Raw genomic sequence first — 16,653 nt, 5'->3', positions numbered from 1 at the left:
GCGCTCAGCGACCGGCTAGATAGCGGGCAAGCGGGTCGATCATGTCCTCGGGTATCCGCCGAGCGATGACGGGCATCGTCGACTGCGACTTGCGTGCATCGACGACCGTCTCGTCGCCGCGCCAGTTCCGCAGGCGTTGCGCGATGTAGCTCGCGCGCTGGCCGGCGAGCACGGGATAGGGCTTGCCGGGCGCGTGGCAGCTTGCGCAGGCGGGCAACTGGACCTTTGGCAGGCCTTCGCGGTCGATCCTTGCAGCCTCGACGCTGCCCGCGGGCTTGGTCGTGCCGATGCCGGGCATCGCCGCGAAATGATCCGCCAGGCGCGTCATCTCGGCTGGAGTCAGCGTCGCGGCCGCGTTCGCCATTACCGCGCTCTGTCGCTTGCCGGTCGCATAGGCCTCAAGTGCTGCGCGCAGATAGGCAGGGCTCTGGCCGCCGAGCACGGGGATGTCGGGCTGGCCGCGGCCACGGCCGTCGGCGCCGTGACAGCCAGCGCACGTCGCCATCCTTGCGTTGGTCGGCCCCGGTACTTCGGTCAGCGCGCGGTAGGTCGCTGCCGACATTTCGGGCAGCAGCCGGACGAACGCGACCATGTGGCGGACCTCGTCATCGCGGTCTTTCGCCGCCCAGCCGGGCATGCCGCTGAATTTCACGCCCTGCTTGAGGATCCAGAAGAGCTGCTTGTCGGTCCATTCGCGCGCGTTGATCGAAAGATCGGGGGCAGGGGGCGTCGCCGCCTGCATCACCGGCAGCGGGCGGACGCCGGGGGCGCCGTGGCAGGCGGCACAGCTCGCCTTGAACAGGCCTGCCGCGCTGACGACCCCGTCGCGCGCCTTGGGATCGTCGGGCACGGTCAAGGCGGCATGCGTGCGCACCGAGTTGCGCATCGTCCAGTGGAGGAACCAGTCGGTGATCTTCCAATGCCCCGACGAGGCGGCGACGTTGAACACCCCCGACCAGGAAAATAGCAGCCCCGCCACGATCAGCGCGACGATGGCGGCGACCGTGCGCGCCCAGGTGATCCGGATCGTCATGCCGTTGCGCTCCGTGTCTTCAACACACCGCCGAGCATCGCGAGCCCGCCGAGAAAATAGCTTGCCGCACCGATCATCAGCATGACGACGCCGCCAAGCTGCTGGTCCTCGAGCGGATCGAGACCGTGCGCGGCCGGATGCATTGCCATCATGGCGTAGAGCGGCCGCGGCGCCAGGCCGATCAGCGCACCGAGCAGAGTCATGTGCATCGACGTCAGCAGCATTGCCGCGACGCCCGACACGCGCCGGTCGGTCGCCCCGCCGGTTTGCGTGCCGAGCACCGCGCTCCACAGCAGCAGGCCGGCGCCGAGGAAACTCGCCTGCTCGATCAGCAACGCCAGCGGCTGCATGTCGACGCGCAGCCGCAACGCGGGCAGGTGCCATAGCCACACCACGACGAGTTCGACCAGCGACATCACCAGCGGCGTTACCACCGCAGGCCACCGCTCGGCCGGATCGAAGCGGCTACCCGCGATGCCGTAAGCGAGGAACGGCGCCGCGACCGCAACTGCGATCATGTGACCCGCCATGTGCCCGACCATACCGAGCGGCGCTGCGGCAAACGCCCAGCCGAGCGGGACCAGCACCGCGCCGAGCACCAGGCTCGCGCGTCTCATCGGCAATCGCCGAACACGATGACCGGCAGTGCGGTGAAAATGACCGCGACGAAGCTCAGGCCTGCGAGCAGTCGGGTCGACAGCGCGAGGAAGCGCAGACGGTCGATCGCGGTGCCCTCATCATGCGGCGCAGGGTCGCCTGGCGTCTGCGACTGGACTCGCGCGATATAGCCCGCCGCGACGATCCCCAGCAGCGCGACGATCGTCGCGATCAGCGTGGCCAGCGGAAAGCCGTTCAGCGCCGTCCCCGGCGTCGGCGATTTCGCGCAAGTGACCGCAACCCACAGATAGCAGAACATGAAATGCACCGCCCAGATCGTCGGCGGGAGGATCAGCGTCCACAACGTGACCTTGAGGTCGCGTGCCCAGTGCTTGCGGTTGTCCTTGGGCGTTGTCATGCGACCCCCGGGAACAGGCCGATCGTGCAGAACGTCACGATACCCGTCAGTGCGAGGAAATGGTGGTATACGGTGATGTTGCGCAGGTCGGCGTCATAGACTGGCGTCATCTTGCCTGCGAGGCTGCGCGCCAGCGTATAGGCCTGCATGATCACCCCGATCGCGGCGTGCACCGCGGTCCAGATCGCCAGCGTCCAGACGATCGCCGGATAGACGTGCAGCTCAGGATCCATTCCCGAATACCACGGCCCGGCGAGCCCGGCGAACAGGCTCGACAGCGTCGCGACGATGCCAAGGACGAGCAGCAGGCGGCCCGCGGCGACGTTGCCGCGGCGATGCACTTCGCGTGCGCCGACCGTGGCCGCCCAGCCGGCCAGCGTCGCCGCCAGCGCGACCATCGGCCAGAACACGCCCGGTCCGTCCAGCCCCGCGCCCGTCGGCGGGAAATTGGTGTGGATCGTCCAGAAGAAGAAATAGCCGAAGACGAGCCCCGAAAACGCGGTCGCGTCCGCCATCATCGTGATGAACATCGCCCACCAGCCCGGCGCCGACGGTCCCGAGGTGTAGAGCGGTACCTCGATGCCGTGGCCGATATGCTTGGTCGGCTTTTCGGGGATCTCGGCGGTGCCGGTCCACAGCCACCACAGCACGCAGGCCAGCGTCGCGATGCCGCTGAGCGCGGACAGGAGGTACAGATGGTACGTCGTCAGGATGAACACGCCCGCCAGCGCGACCGCGGTCATCATCGGCTTCACGCTCGGCGTGCCGAGGCGGATCACCTGCAACGGCCGCGCATCGAGCACGGTGGTGATGATCGATTCGCGGCGCATCTCCTCCGCGTCGGGCAGGAAGAAGCGCCCCTCGTCGACCTTCTGGACGAAGTTCTTCTGGTCCCAGATCGGGTAGCGGCTCTCGATCAGCGGAACCGATCGGATGCCCCAATCCTCGTCGTCGGGCAGTGCGAGCCATTCGAGCGTCCCCGCGTTCCACGGATTGCGCGGCGCCTTGGGGCGGCGCGGCGACAGTGCGAGATCGATGCAGACGATCAGCACGCCGAGCGCGAACAGGTACGAGCCCGCGGTCGAGGCGAGGTTGAGCCCGCCGATCCCCAGTTCCTCAGGGTACGTGAACACGCGGCGCGGCATGCCGAGCAGCCCCGACAGATGCATCGGGAAGAACGTCAGGTTCATGCCGACGAACATGATCCAGAACGCGATCCGCCCGAGCTTGTCGCTCAGCTTCTTGCCGGTGATCAGCGGCCAGTAATAATAGAGCCCGGCGAACAGCGGCAGCAGCGTGCCGCCGATCAGCACGTAATGGAGATGCGCGACGATGAAATAGGTGTCGTGCGCCTGCCAGTCGAACGGCGCGACCGCTACCATAACGCCCGTCAGCCCGCCGATCACGAACACGGCTAGGCTGCCGCTCGCATAGAGCAACGGCGTCGATTTCTTGACGTTGCCCGCCCACAGGGTCGCGATGAAGACGAAGATCTGCACGCCGGTCGGGATCGCCACCGCTTCGGAGGCGGCCGCGAAGAAAGCTAGGCTGATCTTGGGCAACCCGGTCGTGAACATGTGGTGGACCCACAGCCCGAAGCTCAGGAACGCGGTGCCGACCGCGGCCAGCACGATCCACGGATAGCCCAGCAGGTGCCGCTGCGCGAAGGTCGGGATCAGCATCGCGAACAGCGCGATCGACGGCAGGAAGACGATATAGACTTCGGGGTGGCCGAAGATCCAGAACAGGTGCTGCCACAGCAGCGGGTCGCCGCCCTTCTCCGCGTTGAAGAACGGCCAGTTGAGCAGCCGCTCCATCTCGAACAGCACGTCGCCTGCGATCAGCGGCGGGAAGGCGAACAGGATCATCACCGCGACGACCAGGATGTACCAGGCGTAGAGCGGCATGAGGTTGAGCCGCATGCCAGGCGGACGGCATTTGAGCACGCCGACGATCAGCTCGACCGCGGCTGCGACCGACGACACCTCGATGAAGCTGAGGCCCAGCATCCAGATGTCCGCGCCGAGCCCGCTCAGATCGGTCCGCGTCGTCAGCGGGGGATACATGAACCAGCCGCCATCGGGCGCGGCGTCGAAGAAGATCGATCCGGAAACGAACACGCCGCCGATTAGGAAGCTCCAATAGCCAAAGCCCGACAGTCGCGGGAACGGCAGGTCGCGCGCACCGAGCAGCTGCGGCAGCAGGATGATCGAGACCGCCTCGAACATCGGCACCGCGAACAGGAACATCATCATCGAGCCGTGCAGCGTGAACAGCTGGTTGAACGTGTTCGCCGTGACCAGATCGTTGTTCGGCACCGCCAGCTGCGTGCGCATGATCAGCGCGAGCACGCCCGCGAACAGCATGAAGCCGAACGCGGTCAGCGTGTACCACACGCCGATCCGGTTGTTGTTGACGTCGGTCCAGCGGAAGAACCAGCCCGAGGGCGGCTTCCACACCTCGCGCAGGCGATCCTCCTGGCCTTTGCGAACCGCGGGATCGTTCTGGTCGGGCGCGACGTACGGGGTGCTCTCGGTGGTCATTTGAGCCCCTGGAGATAGCTGGCGATCTGGTCGGCCTCGGCGGCCGACATTTGCGGGAAGGCGGGCATGCGCACGCCGGGCTTGGTCTTGCCGGGATCGCGGACGAAACCGGCGATATTGGCGTGGGTCATCGGCAACACGCCCGCGGCAAGCGTCGCGCGCGATCCGACATGCGTCAGGTCGGGGCCGATCTTGGCGACCGGGCCGATCCCGCGGACGCTGTGGCAACCGCTGCACCCATAGCTGGCGAACAGGCGCGCGCCGGGCGATGCGGTCGGCGTCGCGGGACGGGCCTGTGCGGCGAGCCAGCGCTCGAACGCGGCGGGCTCCATCGCGACGACGTCGAACGCCATCAGCGCATGGCCGAGCCCGCAGAATTCGGCGCACACGCCGCGATACGTCCCCGCCTTGGTCGCGCGGACGACGAGGCGGTTGGTGCGGCCGGGGATCATGTCCATCTTGCCCGCGAGCCCCGGCACCCAGAAGCTGTGGATGACGTCGGTGCTGCGCAGCGACAGTTCGACGGTGCGGCCGACCGGCAGGCGCAGCTCGTTCGCGGCCTCGACCAGCGATCCGCCGGGCGGCGCATAGCGGACCCGCCACCAGAATTGTTCGCCCTCGATGCTGATGCGAAGATCGGCATTCGCGACCGGGATCGGTCGCATCGCGGGGAGCGCATAAAGCAGCAAGCCGAGCAGCAGGATCGACGGGCCGATCCCGCCGAGCCACAGCACCAGCTTCATCCCGCCCTTGTGCGTGAGCCGGCCTTCGGGCGCGCGCATCGCGTGGCGCATGAGCAGCGCGAGACCGGCGGCAAGGATAACCGAACCGACGACCAGCACGATCGCGATCGAGCGAACCTTGTCCGCCTCCTCGCCGAACGGCGCGAGCGTCGATTGGTGACGGTTGCACGCGGCCAATATCGGCAGGCACATCGCCACGGGAAGAAATTTCACCTTCCGCATCATCACCTTGCCACCCTTTGAAGCGCGTCTCCTAAACGGCCGACTTGGGTGGCGGAACCCCGAAAATGACATTTTGTTCATGTTCGGTACGAAGCGCTGTCGTATATCCCGGCAGCGGCACAGTCGGTCGACGACCAGTGCGCCGCTGCGAGGTCAGGGCCGGAGCTTGCGCTCCGGTCCGTAGATCAGGCGGCGAACTGGTTCATCGTATTGTGCACGCCGCCGGCCTTCAGCGCGGCCTCCCCCGCGAAATACTCCTTGTGATCGTCGCCGAGGTCGGAGCCCGACATGTTCTGATGCTTGACGCAGGCGATGCCCTCGCGGATTTCCTTGCGCTGGACGCCCTTCACATAGCCGAGCATCCCGGCGTCGCCGAAATACTCCTTGGCGAGATTGTCGGTCGAGAGTGCCGCGGTGTGATAGGTCGGCAGTGTGATCAGGTGATGGAAGATGCCGGCACGCTTGGCCGAATCCGCCTGGAAGGTGCGGATGCGCTCGTCCGCCTCGTCGCCCAGCGGCGTGCCGTCATAGTCGACGCTCATCAGGCGCGCGCGGTCATACGCCGACACGTCGCGACCCGATTCACGCCACGCGTCAAAGACTTGCTGGCGGAAGTTCAGCGTCCAGTTGAAGCTCGGCGAGTTGTTGTAGACGAGCTTTGCGTTCGGGATCACCGCGCGGATGCGGTCGACCATGCCGGCGATCTGTTCGATGTGCGGCTTCTCGGTCTCGATCCAGAGCAGGTCGGCGCCGTTCTTTAGGCTTGCGATGCAGTCCATCACGCAGCGATCCTCGCCCGTGCCCGCGCGGAACTGGAAGAGGTTGGAGGGCAGGCGTTTCGGCCGCAGCAGCTTGCCGTCGCGGTTGAGGATGACGTCGCCATTCTGCGCGGTGGCGGGGTCGATCTCCTCGCAATCGAGATACGAATTATACTGGTCGCCCAGGTCGCCCGCCGTCTTGCTGACCGCGATCTGCTTGGTGAGCCCTGCGCCGAGCGAGTCGGTGCGCGTGACGATGATCCCGTCCTCGACGCCCAGCTCGAGGAACGCGTAGCGGCACGCGCGGACCTTCGCGAGGAAGTCCTCATGCGGGACGGTGACCTTGCCGTCCTGATGGCCGCACTGCTTCTCATCGCTCACCTGGTTCTCGATCTGCAGCGCGCAGGCACCCGCCTCGATCATTTTCCGCGCGAGCAGGTAGGTAGCCTCCGCGTTTCCGAAGCCCGCGTCGATGTCGGCGATGATCGGCACGACGTGAGTCTGGTGGTTCTCGATCGCGTTGAGCAGGCGCTGCTCCTCGATCGCATTCCCTGCGGCGCGCGCGGTGTCGACGTCGCGGAACATCATGCCGAGCTCGCGCGCATCGGCCTGGCGCAGGAAGGTATAGAGCTCCTCGATCAGCGCCGGGACGCTTGTCTTCTCGTGCATCGACTGGTCGGGCAGGGGGCCGAACTCGCTGCGCATTGCGGCGACCATCCAGCCCGAGAGGTAGAGATAGCGGCGGTCGGTGGTGCCGAAATGCTTCTTGATGCTGATCATCTTCTGCTGCGCGATGAACCCGTGCCAGCAGCCGAGCGACTGGGTGTAGTTCGCCGGATCCGCATCATAGGCGGCCATGTCCTTGCGCATGATCGCGGCGGTGTAGCGCGCGATGTCGAGGCCGGTGGCGAAGCGGTTCTGGAGCCGCATCCGCGCGACCGATTCGGGCGAAATCGCGTCCCAGGTGCCGTTCTGGTCGGCGATGAGCGTGGTCATCTGGGCGATATGCGTCTGGTAGGTCATGGGCGATCCTTCGCTGCTGCGTTGATCGTCGTGTAGGGTTGTTGACACGGGCCCTGGTGGGGAATCCGTTCCGCCACGAGGTGTTGATGTCACCCGAACGGTTTTGCTGCTGTCGTAGTGTAAAGAAGATTACAGAGCGCGGTAGTTGGAGGCGGTACAACGAAGAAGGGCGCCCGGATCGCTCCGGACGCCTTCTCTTCCAGGCAGCGACGTGGCGAAGCCACGCCGTCGGTCGTCGCTACTTGCGACCCCGGCCGACAGCGGCTGTGCGCTTTTGCGCACCGCTGCCGGCACGGCAGCTCAGCCGCTGTAGTACATGTCATACTCGACCGGACTCGGCGTCATTTCCCAGCGGGCGACTTCGGCGCGCTTGATCTCGACATAGCTCTCGATCTGGTCCTTCGAGAACACGTCGCCCTTCAGCAGGAAGTCGTGATCGGCGAGCAGGCAGTCGAGCGCCTCGCGGAGCGAACCCGCGACGGTCGGGACCTGGGCGAGTTCTGCCGGCGGCAGGTCGTACAGGTTCTTGTCCATCGCTTCACCCGGATGGATCTTGTTCAGGATGCCGTCCATGCCGGCCATCATCAGCGCCGCGTAGGCGAGGTAGGGGTTCGCCAGTGCGTCCGGGAAACGCACTTCGACGCGCTTCGCCTTGGGGCCGGTGCCGTACGGAATGCGGCACGATGCCGAGCGGTTGCGTGCCGAATAGGCGAGCAACACGGGCGCTTCGTAGCCGGGGACGAGGCGCTTGTAGCTGTTGGTCGTCGGGTTGGTGAACGCGTTGACCGCCTTGGCGTGCTTGATGATGCCGCCGATGAAATACAGGCACATGTCGGACAGGCCCGCATAGCCGTTGCCGGCGAACAGCGGGGTCTTGCCCTCCCAGATCGAGAAGTGCGTGTGCATCCCCGAGCCGTTATCTTCCTTGATCGGCTTGGGCATGAATGTCGCCGTCTTGCCGTACGCATGCGCGACCTGATGGACGACATACTTGTAGATCTGCATGCGATCCGCAGTCTGCGTCAGCGTGCCGAAGGTCAGGCCCAGCTCATGCTGCGCGGCCGCGACCTCGTGATGATGCTTGTCGCACGGCAGGCCCATCTCGATCATCGTCGAGACCATCTCGCCGCGGATGTCGACCGCGCTGTCGACCGGCGCGACGGGGAAATAGCCGCCCTTGGCGCGCGGACGGTGGCCGAGATTGCCGCCCTCATATTCGCGACCCGAATTGCCCGGCAACTCGATGTCGTCGATCTTGTAATAGCTGGTCGAATAGCTGTTCTCGAAGCGGACGTCGTCGAACATGAAGAATTCGGCTTCGGGGCCGACATAGACGGTGTCGCCGACGCCAGTGGTCAGCAGATACGCCTCGGCGCGTTTGGCGGTCGAGCGCGGATCGCGCGCGTACAGCTCGCCGGTCGACGGATCGGCGATGTCGCAGATCAGGATCATCATCGGCGTCGCCGAGAACGGATCGACATAGACCGCATCGAGATCGGGCTTGAGCGTCATGTCGCTCTCGTTGATCGCCTTCCAGCCCTCGATCGACGAGCCGTCGAACATCAGGCCGTCGGTCAGCTCGTCTTCGCCGATCAGGCTGGCGACCATCGTCAGGTGCTGCCACTTGCCCTTGGGATCGGTGAACCGCAGATCGACCCACTCGAGCTCCTGGTCCTTGATCATATTGAGAACGTCGGAGGCCGAATTCGCCATGATGCTTGCCCTTCGTTTTGAGACTTCCACCGCGTCATGCGGGGAATCTAATTGCGGTATGGAACGTGATTTCCACACAATGTTGCGCCGCGTCAAATGACGATGTCGTCACTCGGCGTCAACGCCGTATGCGTGGATTCGAACTAGATGGCGTCGTCGTCGCGCTCGCCCGTGCGGATGCGCAGCGCGCTCTCGACCGGCATGACGAAGATCTTGCCATCGCCGATCCGGCCGGTCTGCGCGGCCGCGGCGATCGCCTCGACGACGCGCTGCGCCAGGCCGTCCTCGACGACCACCTCGAGCTTCACCTTCGGCAGGAAGTCGACGACATATTCCGCGCCGCGGTACAGTTCGGTATGGCCCTTCTGCCGGCCGAAGCCCTTGGCCTCGGTCACGGTGATGCCACTCACCCCGATCTCGTGCAGCGCTTCCTTCACCTCATCGAGCTTGAACGGCTTGATGATGGCTTCGATCTTTTTCACAGGTACGCCCCCGGTTGTCGTTGAAAGCCTCGCCCTTGCGGGTGAGCCGTTCGCCCTTGCGGGCGCCTTGCACCAAACGTGCCAGCCGCGGCGCCCTCGGGCAACCGCGGAATATCGTTGATTTCACTGCCCGAAATTGCGGCATCTGCTGGGAGCGTGCGCAATGTGAGGGCAGGGGTATCGATCACAGGATCTCGTGCAGTCGTGCGATCGGGCGGCCGAGGCGTACACCCTTGTCGGTCTCGACCAGCGGGCGCTCGATCAGCAACGGATCGATCATCATCGCATCGAGGATCGCCTCGGCGTCGCCGTGCTTGACCGCCTTGGCGCCGTCCTCGGCCATGCGGAGACCCTGCCGCGGCGTCATGCCCGCGCGGTCGTAGAGGCGGACGAGCTCCGCGCGGGAGGGCGGCGTCTTGAGATATTCGACGATCGTGACGTCGGCACCCGCGTCTTGGAGCAACGCGAGCGCCTCGCGCGACTTGGAGCAGCGTGGGTTGTGGTAGATCGTCGCCTTCACGCATGCTCCGTTATCGTCGTTTGCGCCCGTCATCCCAGCGAAAGCTGGGATCTCACCGTTCGGGTCGCATCGCAAACCAAGCGGGATATCCCAGCTTTCGCTGGGATGACGGGTAGGTGGGTGCAGGGCGGCTGGGCCGTCACGCTCCCTGCTTGGCGAGCCACTCTTCCAGCCACTTGATCGTGTACGCGCCTTCCTGGAACTCGGGATCGTCGAGCAGCGCGCGGTGCAGGGGAATCGTCGTCGTGACCCCCTCGATCACCATCTCCTCGAGCGCGCGCCGCAACCGCCGCAGCGCGCCCTGGCGGGTCGTGCCGTAGACGATCAGCTTGGCGATCATCGAGTCGTAGTAGGGCGGCACGCGGTAGCCGGCATACAGCCCGCTATCGACGCGGACATGCATCCCGCCCGGCGCGTGATAGACCTTCACCAGCCCCGGCGACGGCGCGAAGGTGCGCGGATCCTCGGCGTTTATGCGGCATTCGATCGCATGGCCGCGGAACTGCACGTCTTCCTGGCGCAGCGTCAGCGGATGCCCCTCGGCGACGCGGATCTGTTCGCGCACCAGATCGAGCCCCGTGATCATCTCGGTCACCGGATGCTCGACCTGGAGCCGGGTGTTCATCTCGATGAAGTAGAATTCGCCCGCTTCCCACAGGAACTCGATCGTCCCCGCGCCGCGATAGCCCATGTCGGCCATCGCCTTGGCGACGATCCCGCCCATCCGCTCGCGCTCTTCGGCGGTGATGATCGGCGAGGGGGCTTCCTCGAGCACCTTCTGGTGGCGGCGCTGGAGCGAGCAGTCGCGCTCGCCCAAGTGGATCGCGTTGCCGTTGCCGTCGCCGAAGATCTGGAATTCGATATGCCGCGGATTGCCGAGGTATTTTTCCATGTAGACGGTGGCATCGCCGAACGCGGCCTTCGCCTCGCTGCCGGCCTGCTGCATCTGCGTTTCGAGGTCTTCGGCGTCGGCGACGACCTTCATGCCGCGACCACCACCGCCGGACGCGGCCTTGATGATCACCGGATAGCCGATCGATTCGGCGATCGCCTTGGCTTCCGCAATGTCGCTGATCGCGCCGTCCGAGCCGGGGACGAGCGGCAGGCCGAGCGCGCCCGCGGTGCGCTTGGCCTGGACCTTGTCGCCCATGGTGCGGATATGCTCGGGCTTGGGCCCGACGAACAGGATGTTGTGCAGCTCGACGATCTCGGCGAACTGTGCGTTCTCGCTGAGAAAGCCATAGCCCGGATGGATCGCATCCGCGCCGCTGATCTCGGCTGCCGAGATGATGTTGGGGATGTTCAGATAGCTGTCGGTCGCCGACGGCGGTCCGATGCAGATCGCCTCGTCCGCGAGCCGGACGTGCATCGCATCGGCATCGGCGGTCGAATGGACCGCCACCGTCTTGATGCCCATCTCATGGCAGGCACGGTGGATCCGCAGCGCGATCTCGCCGCGGTTCGCAATGAGCAGCTTCTTGATTTGCGGCATTATTCCACCACGACCAGCGGCTGATCGAATTCGACCGGCTGGCCGTTCTCGACGAGAATCGCGGTGACGGTGCCGGCCGACGGCGCGACGATCGTGTTCATCACCTTCATCGCCTCGATGATCAGCAGCGTGTCGCCCGCATTGACCTTCTGGCCGATGGTCGAGAACGGCTTGGCCTCAGGGTTGGCGGCGAGATAGACGGTGCCGACCATCGGCGACTTGACCGCGTTCGCGCTGGTCGCTGGGGCCGACGCGCCGACCTCGGCCTGCGGGATCGCGAGCGGGGCGGAGACGGGGGCCGCCGCGGGGGCGGGCGCGTAATGCGCGACGGGCGCCGCCTGCGCGGCCTTGCGCGCGACGCGGATCCGGCGCGCGCCGTCCTCGACTTCGATCTCGGTCAGCTGCGTGGTGTCGAGCAGTTCGGCGAGCTGGCGCACCAGGGTCACGTCGACCTGCATTGCGCCTGTGGTTTCTGGTGTATCGGTCATGGCGGGGCCTCCTGTCAGAACCGTGCGACGGCTTCAAGCGCAAGCAGATACGAAAGCGCGCCGAAACCCGCGATCGTACCCTTTGACGCCTGTCCGACCAGGCTCACATGCCTGAACGATTCGCGGGTGTGGGGATTGGAAAGATGCACTTCGATCACCGGCGTCTTCACGCCCTTGATCGCGTCATGGACCGCGACCGAGGTATGCGTGAACGCGGCGGCGTTGAGAATCACCGCCTTGGCACCACGCGCCTGCGCCTCGTGGATCCAGTCGACGAGGTGGCCCTCGTGATTCGACTGGCGCATGTCGATCGTCAGGTCGAGCTCGCGCGCGCGGTCCTCAAGCATCCCGGCGATATCGTCTAGCGTCTCGTCGCCATAAATTTCCGGCTCGCGCGTCCCCAGCAAATTGAGGTTGGGGCCGTTCAGGACGAAGATCGTATCGGGCAAGGTCGGCCTTTCGGTTGCGGGCGCTGTGGAGCGGTCTCTATATGCGCGTCACGCCATTCCTTACAGGCCCGTCTCGCGACAAGTCGAGCGGCGCCTTCGCTGTATAGTGGATCACATATCTATGCCCCATTCCGATGGCACCGTTTCGATCACCGTCAACGGCGAGCACAAGCGCGTCACTGCCGGGCTCTCGCTGGCGGGGCTCGCGACCGAACTCGGCCTCGTTCCCGAGAAGATCGCGGTCGAGCGCAACATGGAAGTGGTGCCGCGCTCGACGCTGGCGGACGTGATGGTCGAGGACGGCGACGACCTGGAGATCGTGCATTTCGTGGGCGGCGGTGACCATGCGGACAGCTGGACCGTCGCGGGGCAGACGTTCAATTCGCGGCTGATCGTCGGGACCGGCAAGTACAAGGATTTCGCGCAGAACGCCGCCGCCGTCGAGGCATCGGGCGCGGAGATCGTCACCGTCGCCGTGCGCCGCGTCAACGTATCGGACCGCAACGCGCCGATGCTGACCGACTTCATCGACCCCAGGAAGGTCACTTACCTGCCCAACACCGCGGGCTGCTTCGATGCCGAATCGGCGATTCGCACGCTGCGGCTGGCGCGCGAGGCGGGCGGTTGGGAGCTGGTGAAGCTCGAAGTGCTCGGCGAGGCAAAGACGCTCTATCCCGACATGGTCGAGACGCTGCGCGCGACCGAGATCCTGGCGAACGAGGGCTTCAAGCCGATGGTCTATTGCGTCGACGATCCGATCGCGACGAAGCGTCTGGAGAATGCGGGCGCGGTTGCGATCATGCCGCTGGGGGCGCCGATCGGCTCGGGGCTGGGCATCCAGAACCGCGTGACGATCCGGCTGATCGTCGAGGGGGCCGGGGTGCCCGTGCTGGTCGATGCGGGCGTCGGCACCGCGTCCGATGCGGCGGTCGCGATGGAGCTGGGATGCGACGGCGTGCTGATGAACACCGCGATCGCCGAGGCGAAGGATCCGCTGATGATGGCGGCGGCGATGAAGGCCGCGGTCGAATCGGGGCGACTGGCCTATCGAGCCGGTCGAATGGGGCAGCGGCGCTATGCCGATCCGTCGAGCCCACTGGCCGGGCTCATCTGATCGCGCCCTAGCAAACCGGGTCATGACGCAAACGTCACGGAACCCACGGGAAAGACGGCCGTTATACCTCAGCAAGTTCAAGCGGCCCGGTTGGCGGGCTCGCACAACAAGTGGAGGCTCTGATGGGCGAGTTCACCGACAAGGTCGCAGCGGCAGGCAACAAGGTTGCAGGCAACGTCAAGGAAGCCGTAGGCAAGGCAACCGATAACGACCGTCTGGTAGCCGAAGGCGAAGCGCAGCAGGCCAAGGGCACTGCGCAGAACGTCAAGGGCAGCGTCAAGGGCGCACTCGGCGACGACATCTAAGCTTTGGCTTGATGCAGGAATATTGGCCGCTTCGGGAGACCGGGGCGGCCTTTTCTTTGTGTAACGCTTCCCGCCGCCGCCACCCCGGCGAAGGCCGGGGCCCAACTGGGCAGCAATTTTGATGATGGGCTGCCCGTTGTCACCTCGGACATGCCAATCGGGTGCCGGCCTCCGCCGGGGTGGTCTAAAAGTGCGGACCAAACGGCCTTGCCTCACCCGCCAACCTCGATCACGAGCACCCTATGACCTTCCCCACCCGCACTTACGCCGCGTTCCTGTTCGACATGGACGGGACGATTCTCACTTCGATCGCGTCGGCCGAGCGCATCTGGACCAAATGGGCAATCGCGCACGGCCTCGACGCCGCGACGTTCGTGCCGACGATCCACGGGGTGCAATCGGTCGAGACGGTAAGGCGGCTTGGCCTTCCCGGTGTCGATCCGGTCGCCGAAGCCGCAGCGATCACCGCGGCGGAGATGGAGGATGTGGGCGACATCGCGCCGATCGCAGGCGCCGCGGCGTTCCTCGCCAGCCTGCCGGCGGAGCGCTGGACGATCGTCACCTCGGCGCCGCGCGCGCTCGCCGAAGTGCGCCTGAAGGCTGCAGGGCTGCCGGTCCCCGCGACGATGATCGCCGCCGACGACATTCCGAACGGCAAGCCTGCGCCGGACTGTTTCCTGGTTGCCGCCGAGCGGCTCGGCGTCGCGGCGGGCGATTGCCTGGTGTTCGAAGACGCCGCAGCGGGGATCACCGCGGGGGAGGCCGCGGGGGCGGATGTGCTCGTGATCACCGCGACGCATTCGCACGGGGTCGAGATGGCGCATCCGACCGTCGTCGATTATGTCCGATTGTCGGTAACCGTCCGCGAGGATGGCCTAGTCGTCACGCAGGACTGACCTCCCCCCCTTCGTCATCCTGACAAAAGTCAGGATCCAGAGTAACAGTCCGCGCCGCTCGTGGCTCTGGATCCTGACTTTCGTCAGGATGCCGGAGCAAGAGGCATCCGGGGTCTTAAAACAGCCCTTCGATCAGCCCCTCATCATTCAGGTGGATCGCTTCTGCCGCGGGGACGCGCGGCAGGCCTGGCATGGTCATGATCTCGCCGCAGATCGCCACCACGAAGCCGGCGCCAGCAGAAAGCCGCACCTCGCGGACCGGCACGATGTGTCCCGTCGGCGCGCCGAGCAGCGCCGGGTCGGTCGAGAAGCTGTACTGCGTCTTGGCAAGGCAGACGGGCAGATGGCCATAGCCCGCCTCCTCCCACCGCTTGAGTTGCGCGATCACGCTCGGATCGGCGACCGCATGTTCCGCGCGATAGATCCGCCGCGCGACCGTATCGATTTTGTCGAACAGCGATAGCTCGTCGCCATAGATCGGCGCGAACCCGCCGCCATGCGTCTCGCAGATCTCCGCGACAGCATCCGCCAGTTCGACCGCGCCCGCGCCACCCTCGGCCCAATGCCGGCACAGGATCGCGCGTGAGCCGTGCTGCGCGGCCGCCTCGACGATCGCGGCGATCTCCGCATCGCTGTCGGTATAGAAATGGTTGATCGCGACGATTGCGGGGACGCCGAACTGGCGGATATTCTCGATATGGCGGACGAGGTTGACCGCGCCCTTGCGCACCGCGTCGACATTTTCGTGCGCGAGATCGGCCTTGGCGACTCCGCCGTTCATTTTCAGCGCGCGCGCGGTGGCGACGATCACGACCGCGTCGGGCGCGAGCCCCGCCTGCCGGCACTTGATGTCGAAGAACTTTTCCGCGCCCAGATCCGCGCCGAACCCGGCCTCGGTCACGACATACTCGCCGAGCGACAGCGCCGCGCGCGTCGCGATCACCGAGTTGCAGCCATGCGCGATGTTGGCGAACGGGCCGCCGTGCAGGAAGGCCGGCGTGCCCTCGAGCGACTGGACGAGGTTGGGCTTGATCGCCTCTGCCAGCAGCACCGCCATCGCGCCGTCCGCCTTCAGGTCGCGCGCGGTCACCGGCTGGCGGTCGCGCGTATAGGCGACGACGATATCGCCCAGCCGGCGCTCCATGTCGGCCAGGTCGTTCGCGAGGCACAGGATCGCCATCACTTCGGACGCGACGGTGATGTCGAACCCGGATTCGCGCGGGTAACCGTTGGCGACTCCGCCGATCGACTGGACAATATCGCGCAACGCGCGGTCGTTCATGTCGAGCACGCGGCGCCACACCACGCGGCGGACGTCGATCTGGAGCGCGTTGCCCCAGTGGATATGGTTGTCGATCATCGCCGTGAGCAGATTATGCGCCGCCGTGATCGCGTGGAAATCGCCCGTGAAGTGGAGGTTGATGTCCTCCATCGGCGCGACCTGCGCGCGACCGCCGCCGGTCGCGCCGCCCTTGGTGCCGAAGCACGGGCCCAGCGAGGGCTCGCGCAGTGCCAGCACGGCCTTGCGGCCGGTATGGCGCAGCGCATCGGCAAGGCCGATCGAGGTCGTCGTCTTGCCTTCGCCCGCAGGCGTCGGGTTGATCGCGGTGACGAGGATCAGCCGCCCTTGCGCACCGCCCTTGCGCGTCTGGAGCCAGTCGAGCGCGATCTTCGCCTTGTAGCGACCATAAGGCTCGATCGCCGCGTCGGGGATGCCGAGATCGTCCGCGACGGTGGCGATGGGGCGCAGGGCGACGCTGCGGGCGATGGCGATATCGGTGTCCATGCCGCCTGCCTAGCGAGGCTGTGCTCGGGATTCCAGACGCTAAGCTGGCAAGCGTCGTCACATCACCCTAG

The 16,653-nt window shown here is 65.9% G+C and carries 16 protein-coding genes; 3 read left to right on the top strand and 13 right to left on the bottom strand.

The features are described from left to right. Positions 1–4: 4 nt before the first annotated feature. The 12 genes from ASE79_RS09325 to aroQ form a co-directional block, all read right to left on the bottom strand. Positions 5–1,033, bottom strand: coding sequence for a c-type cytochrome (locus tag ASE79_RS09325; protein WP_056415101.1), 1,029 nt, complete (start codon positions 1,031–1,033; stop codon positions 5–7). Then, complete coding sequence (locus tag ASE79_RS09320; protein ID WP_056415098.1) at positions 1,030–1,650, bottom strand: cytochrome c oxidase assembly protein; 621 nt, start codon at positions 1,648–1,650, stop codon at positions 1,030–1,032. The genes ASE79_RS09325 and ASE79_RS09320 overlap by 4 nt, the downstream gene beginning before the upstream one ends. Next, a complete protein-coding gene (locus ASE79_RS09315) occupies positions 1,647–2,048 on the bottom strand; it encodes a hypothetical protein (protein ID WP_056415095.1) in 402 nt (133 codons plus the stop codon). Before ASE79_RS09315 ends, ASE79_RS09320 begins: the two co-directional genes overlap by 4 nt. Beyond that, on the bottom strand, positions 2,045–4,591 hold the full coding sequence (ctaD, locus tag ASE79_RS09310) for a cytochrome c oxidase subunit I (protein WP_056415092.1): 2,547 nt from the start codon (positions 4,589–4,591) through the stop codon (positions 2,045–2,047). The genes ASE79_RS09315 and ctaD overlap by 4 nt, the downstream gene beginning before the upstream one ends. After that, complete coding sequence (coxB, locus tag ASE79_RS09305) at positions 4,588–5,547, bottom strand: cytochrome c oxidase subunit II (RefSeq protein WP_416354507.1); 960 nt, start codon at positions 5,545–5,547, stop codon at positions 4,588–4,590. The genes ctaD and coxB overlap by 4 nt, the downstream gene beginning before the upstream one ends. 194 nt (positions 5,548–5,741) lie before the next feature. Next, entirely contained in the window at positions 5,742–7,337 is a 1,596-nt protein-coding gene (locus ASE79_RS09300; RefSeq protein ID WP_056415087.1) for an isocitrate lyase, read from the bottom strand. A 300-nt stretch (positions 7,338–7,637) separates the two neighbouring features. Beyond that, the gene (gene glnA / locus ASE79_RS09295) at positions 7,638–9,050 is read right to left on the bottom strand and encodes a type I glutamate--ammonia ligase (protein WP_056415084.1); all 1,413 of its coding nucleotides are present in this window, start codon (positions 9,048–9,050) and stop codon (positions 7,638–7,640) included. 143 nt (positions 9,051–9,193) lie between these two features. Then, positions 9,194–9,532 (bottom strand): P-II family nitrogen regulator, encoded by a 339-nt coding sequence (locus ASE79_RS09290; protein WP_056415082.1) that lies wholly within the window; start codon positions 9,530–9,532, stop codon positions 9,194–9,196. Between the two features lie 184 nt (positions 9,533–9,716). After that, positions 9,717–10,052 carry an arsenate reductase family protein gene (locus tag ASE79_RS09285; protein ID WP_056415801.1) on the bottom strand — a complete coding sequence of 112 codons (336 nt, stop codon included), beginning with the start codon at positions 10,050–10,052 and terminating at the stop codon, positions 9,717–9,719. A 139-nt stretch (positions 10,053–10,191) separates the two neighbouring features. Continuing rightward, on the bottom strand, positions 10,192–11,544 hold the full coding sequence (gene accC / locus ASE79_RS09280; RefSeq protein ID WP_056415079.1) for an acetyl-CoA carboxylase biotin carboxylase subunit: 1,353 nt from the start codon (positions 11,542–11,544) through the stop codon (positions 10,192–10,194). After that, positions 11,544–12,032, bottom strand: a complete 489-nt coding sequence (gene accB / locus ASE79_RS09275) for an acetyl-CoA carboxylase biotin carboxyl carrier protein (RefSeq protein WP_056415076.1) — start codon at positions 12,030–12,032, stop codon at positions 11,544–11,546. Before accB ends, accC begins: the two co-directional genes overlap by 1 nt. A gap of 14 nt (positions 12,033–12,046) precedes the next feature. After that, entirely contained in the window at positions 12,047–12,481 is a 435-nt protein-coding gene (aroQ, locus tag ASE79_RS09270) for a type II 3-dehydroquinate dehydratase (protein ID WP_056415071.1), read from the bottom strand. Positions 12,482–12,602: 121 nt separating this feature from the next. Between aroQ and thiS the strand changes: the two genes are divergently transcribed. The 3 genes from thiS (at position 12,603) to ASE79_RS09255 (ending at position 14,796) form a co-directional block, all read left to right on the top strand. Beyond that, positions 12,603–13,595 carry a sulfur carrier protein ThiS gene (gene thiS / locus ASE79_RS09265; RefSeq protein WP_056415067.1) on the top strand — a complete coding sequence of 331 codons (993 nt, stop codon included), beginning with the start codon at positions 12,603–12,605 and terminating at the stop codon, positions 13,593–13,595. Between the two features lie 122 nt (positions 13,596–13,717). Then, complete coding sequence (locus ASE79_RS09260; RefSeq protein ID WP_055875955.1) at positions 13,718–13,900, top strand: CsbD family protein; 183 nt, start codon at positions 13,718–13,720, stop codon at positions 13,898–13,900. Positions 13,901–14,142: 242 nt separating this feature from the next. Next, complete coding sequence (locus ASE79_RS09255; protein ID WP_056415064.1) at positions 14,143–14,796, top strand: HAD-IA family hydrolase; 654 nt, start codon at positions 14,143–14,145, stop codon at positions 14,794–14,796. A 115-nt stretch (positions 14,797–14,911) separates the two neighbouring features. On the opposite strand, the gene ASE79_RS09250 is transcribed toward ASE79_RS09255, so the two are convergent. Then, positions 14,912–16,582 carry a formate--tetrahydrofolate ligase gene (locus ASE79_RS09250; RefSeq protein ID WP_056415062.1) on the bottom strand — a complete coding sequence of 557 codons (1,671 nt, stop codon included), beginning with the start codon at positions 16,580–16,582 and terminating at the stop codon, positions 14,912–14,914. Between the last annotated feature and the right edge of the window lie 71 nt (positions 16,583–16,653).

The sequence above is a fragment of the Sphingomonas sp. Leaf28 genome (assembly GCF_001421685.1).
Taxonomy (GTDB): domain Bacteria; phylum Pseudomonadota; class Alphaproteobacteria; order Sphingomonadales; family Sphingomonadaceae; genus Sphingomonas; species Sphingomonas aurantiaca.
The sequence above is the reverse complement of the archived record's forward strand: the minus strand, read 5'-3'. Positions and strand labels throughout refer to the sequence as shown.

Bases quoted from the DNA above. Each gene is read 5' to 3' on its own strand.
- glnA (WP_056415084.1), bottom strand. From the start codon at position 9,050: ATGGCGAATTCGGCCTCCGACGTTCTCAATATGATCAAGGACCAGGAG.
- ASE79_RS09325 (WP_056415101.1), bottom strand. From the start codon at position 1,033: ATGACGATCCGGATCACCTGGGCGCGCACGGTCGCCGCCATCGTCGCG.
- ASE79_RS09250 (WP_056415062.1), bottom strand. From the start codon at position 16,582: ATGGACACCGATATCGCCATCGCCCGCAGCGTCGCCCTGCGCCCCATC.
- accB (WP_056415076.1), bottom strand. From the start codon at position 12,032: ATGACCGATACACCAGAAACCACAGGCGCAATGCAGGTCGACGTGACC.
- thiS (WP_056415067.1), top strand. From the start codon at position 12,603: ATGCCCCATTCCGATGGCACCGTTTCGATCACCGTCAACGGCGAGCAC.
- ASE79_RS09315 (WP_056415095.1), bottom strand. From the start codon at position 2,048: ATGACAACGCCCAAGGACAACCGCAAGCACTGGGCACGCGACCTCAAG.
- ASE79_RS09320 (WP_056415098.1), bottom strand. From the start codon at position 1,650: ATGAGACGCGCGAGCCTGGTGCTCGGCGCGGTGCTGGTCCCGCTCGGC.
- accC (WP_056415079.1), bottom strand. From the start codon at position 11,544: ATGCCGCAAATCAAGAAGCTGCTCATTGCGAACCGCGGCGAGATCGCG.
- ASE79_RS09260 (WP_055875955.1), top strand. From the start codon at position 13,718: ATGGGCGAGTTCACCGACAAGGTCGCAGCGGCAGGCAACAAGGTTGCA.
- ASE79_RS09255 (WP_056415064.1), top strand. From the start codon at position 14,143: ATGACCTTCCCCACCCGCACTTACGCCGCGTTCCTGTTCGACATGGAC.
- ctaD (WP_056415092.1), bottom strand. From the start codon at position 4,591: ATGACCACCGAGAGCACCCCGTACGTCGCGCCCGACCAGAACGATCCC.
- ASE79_RS09300 (WP_056415087.1), bottom strand. From the start codon at position 7,337: ATGACCTACCAGACGCATATCGCCCAGATGACCACGCTCATCGCCGAC.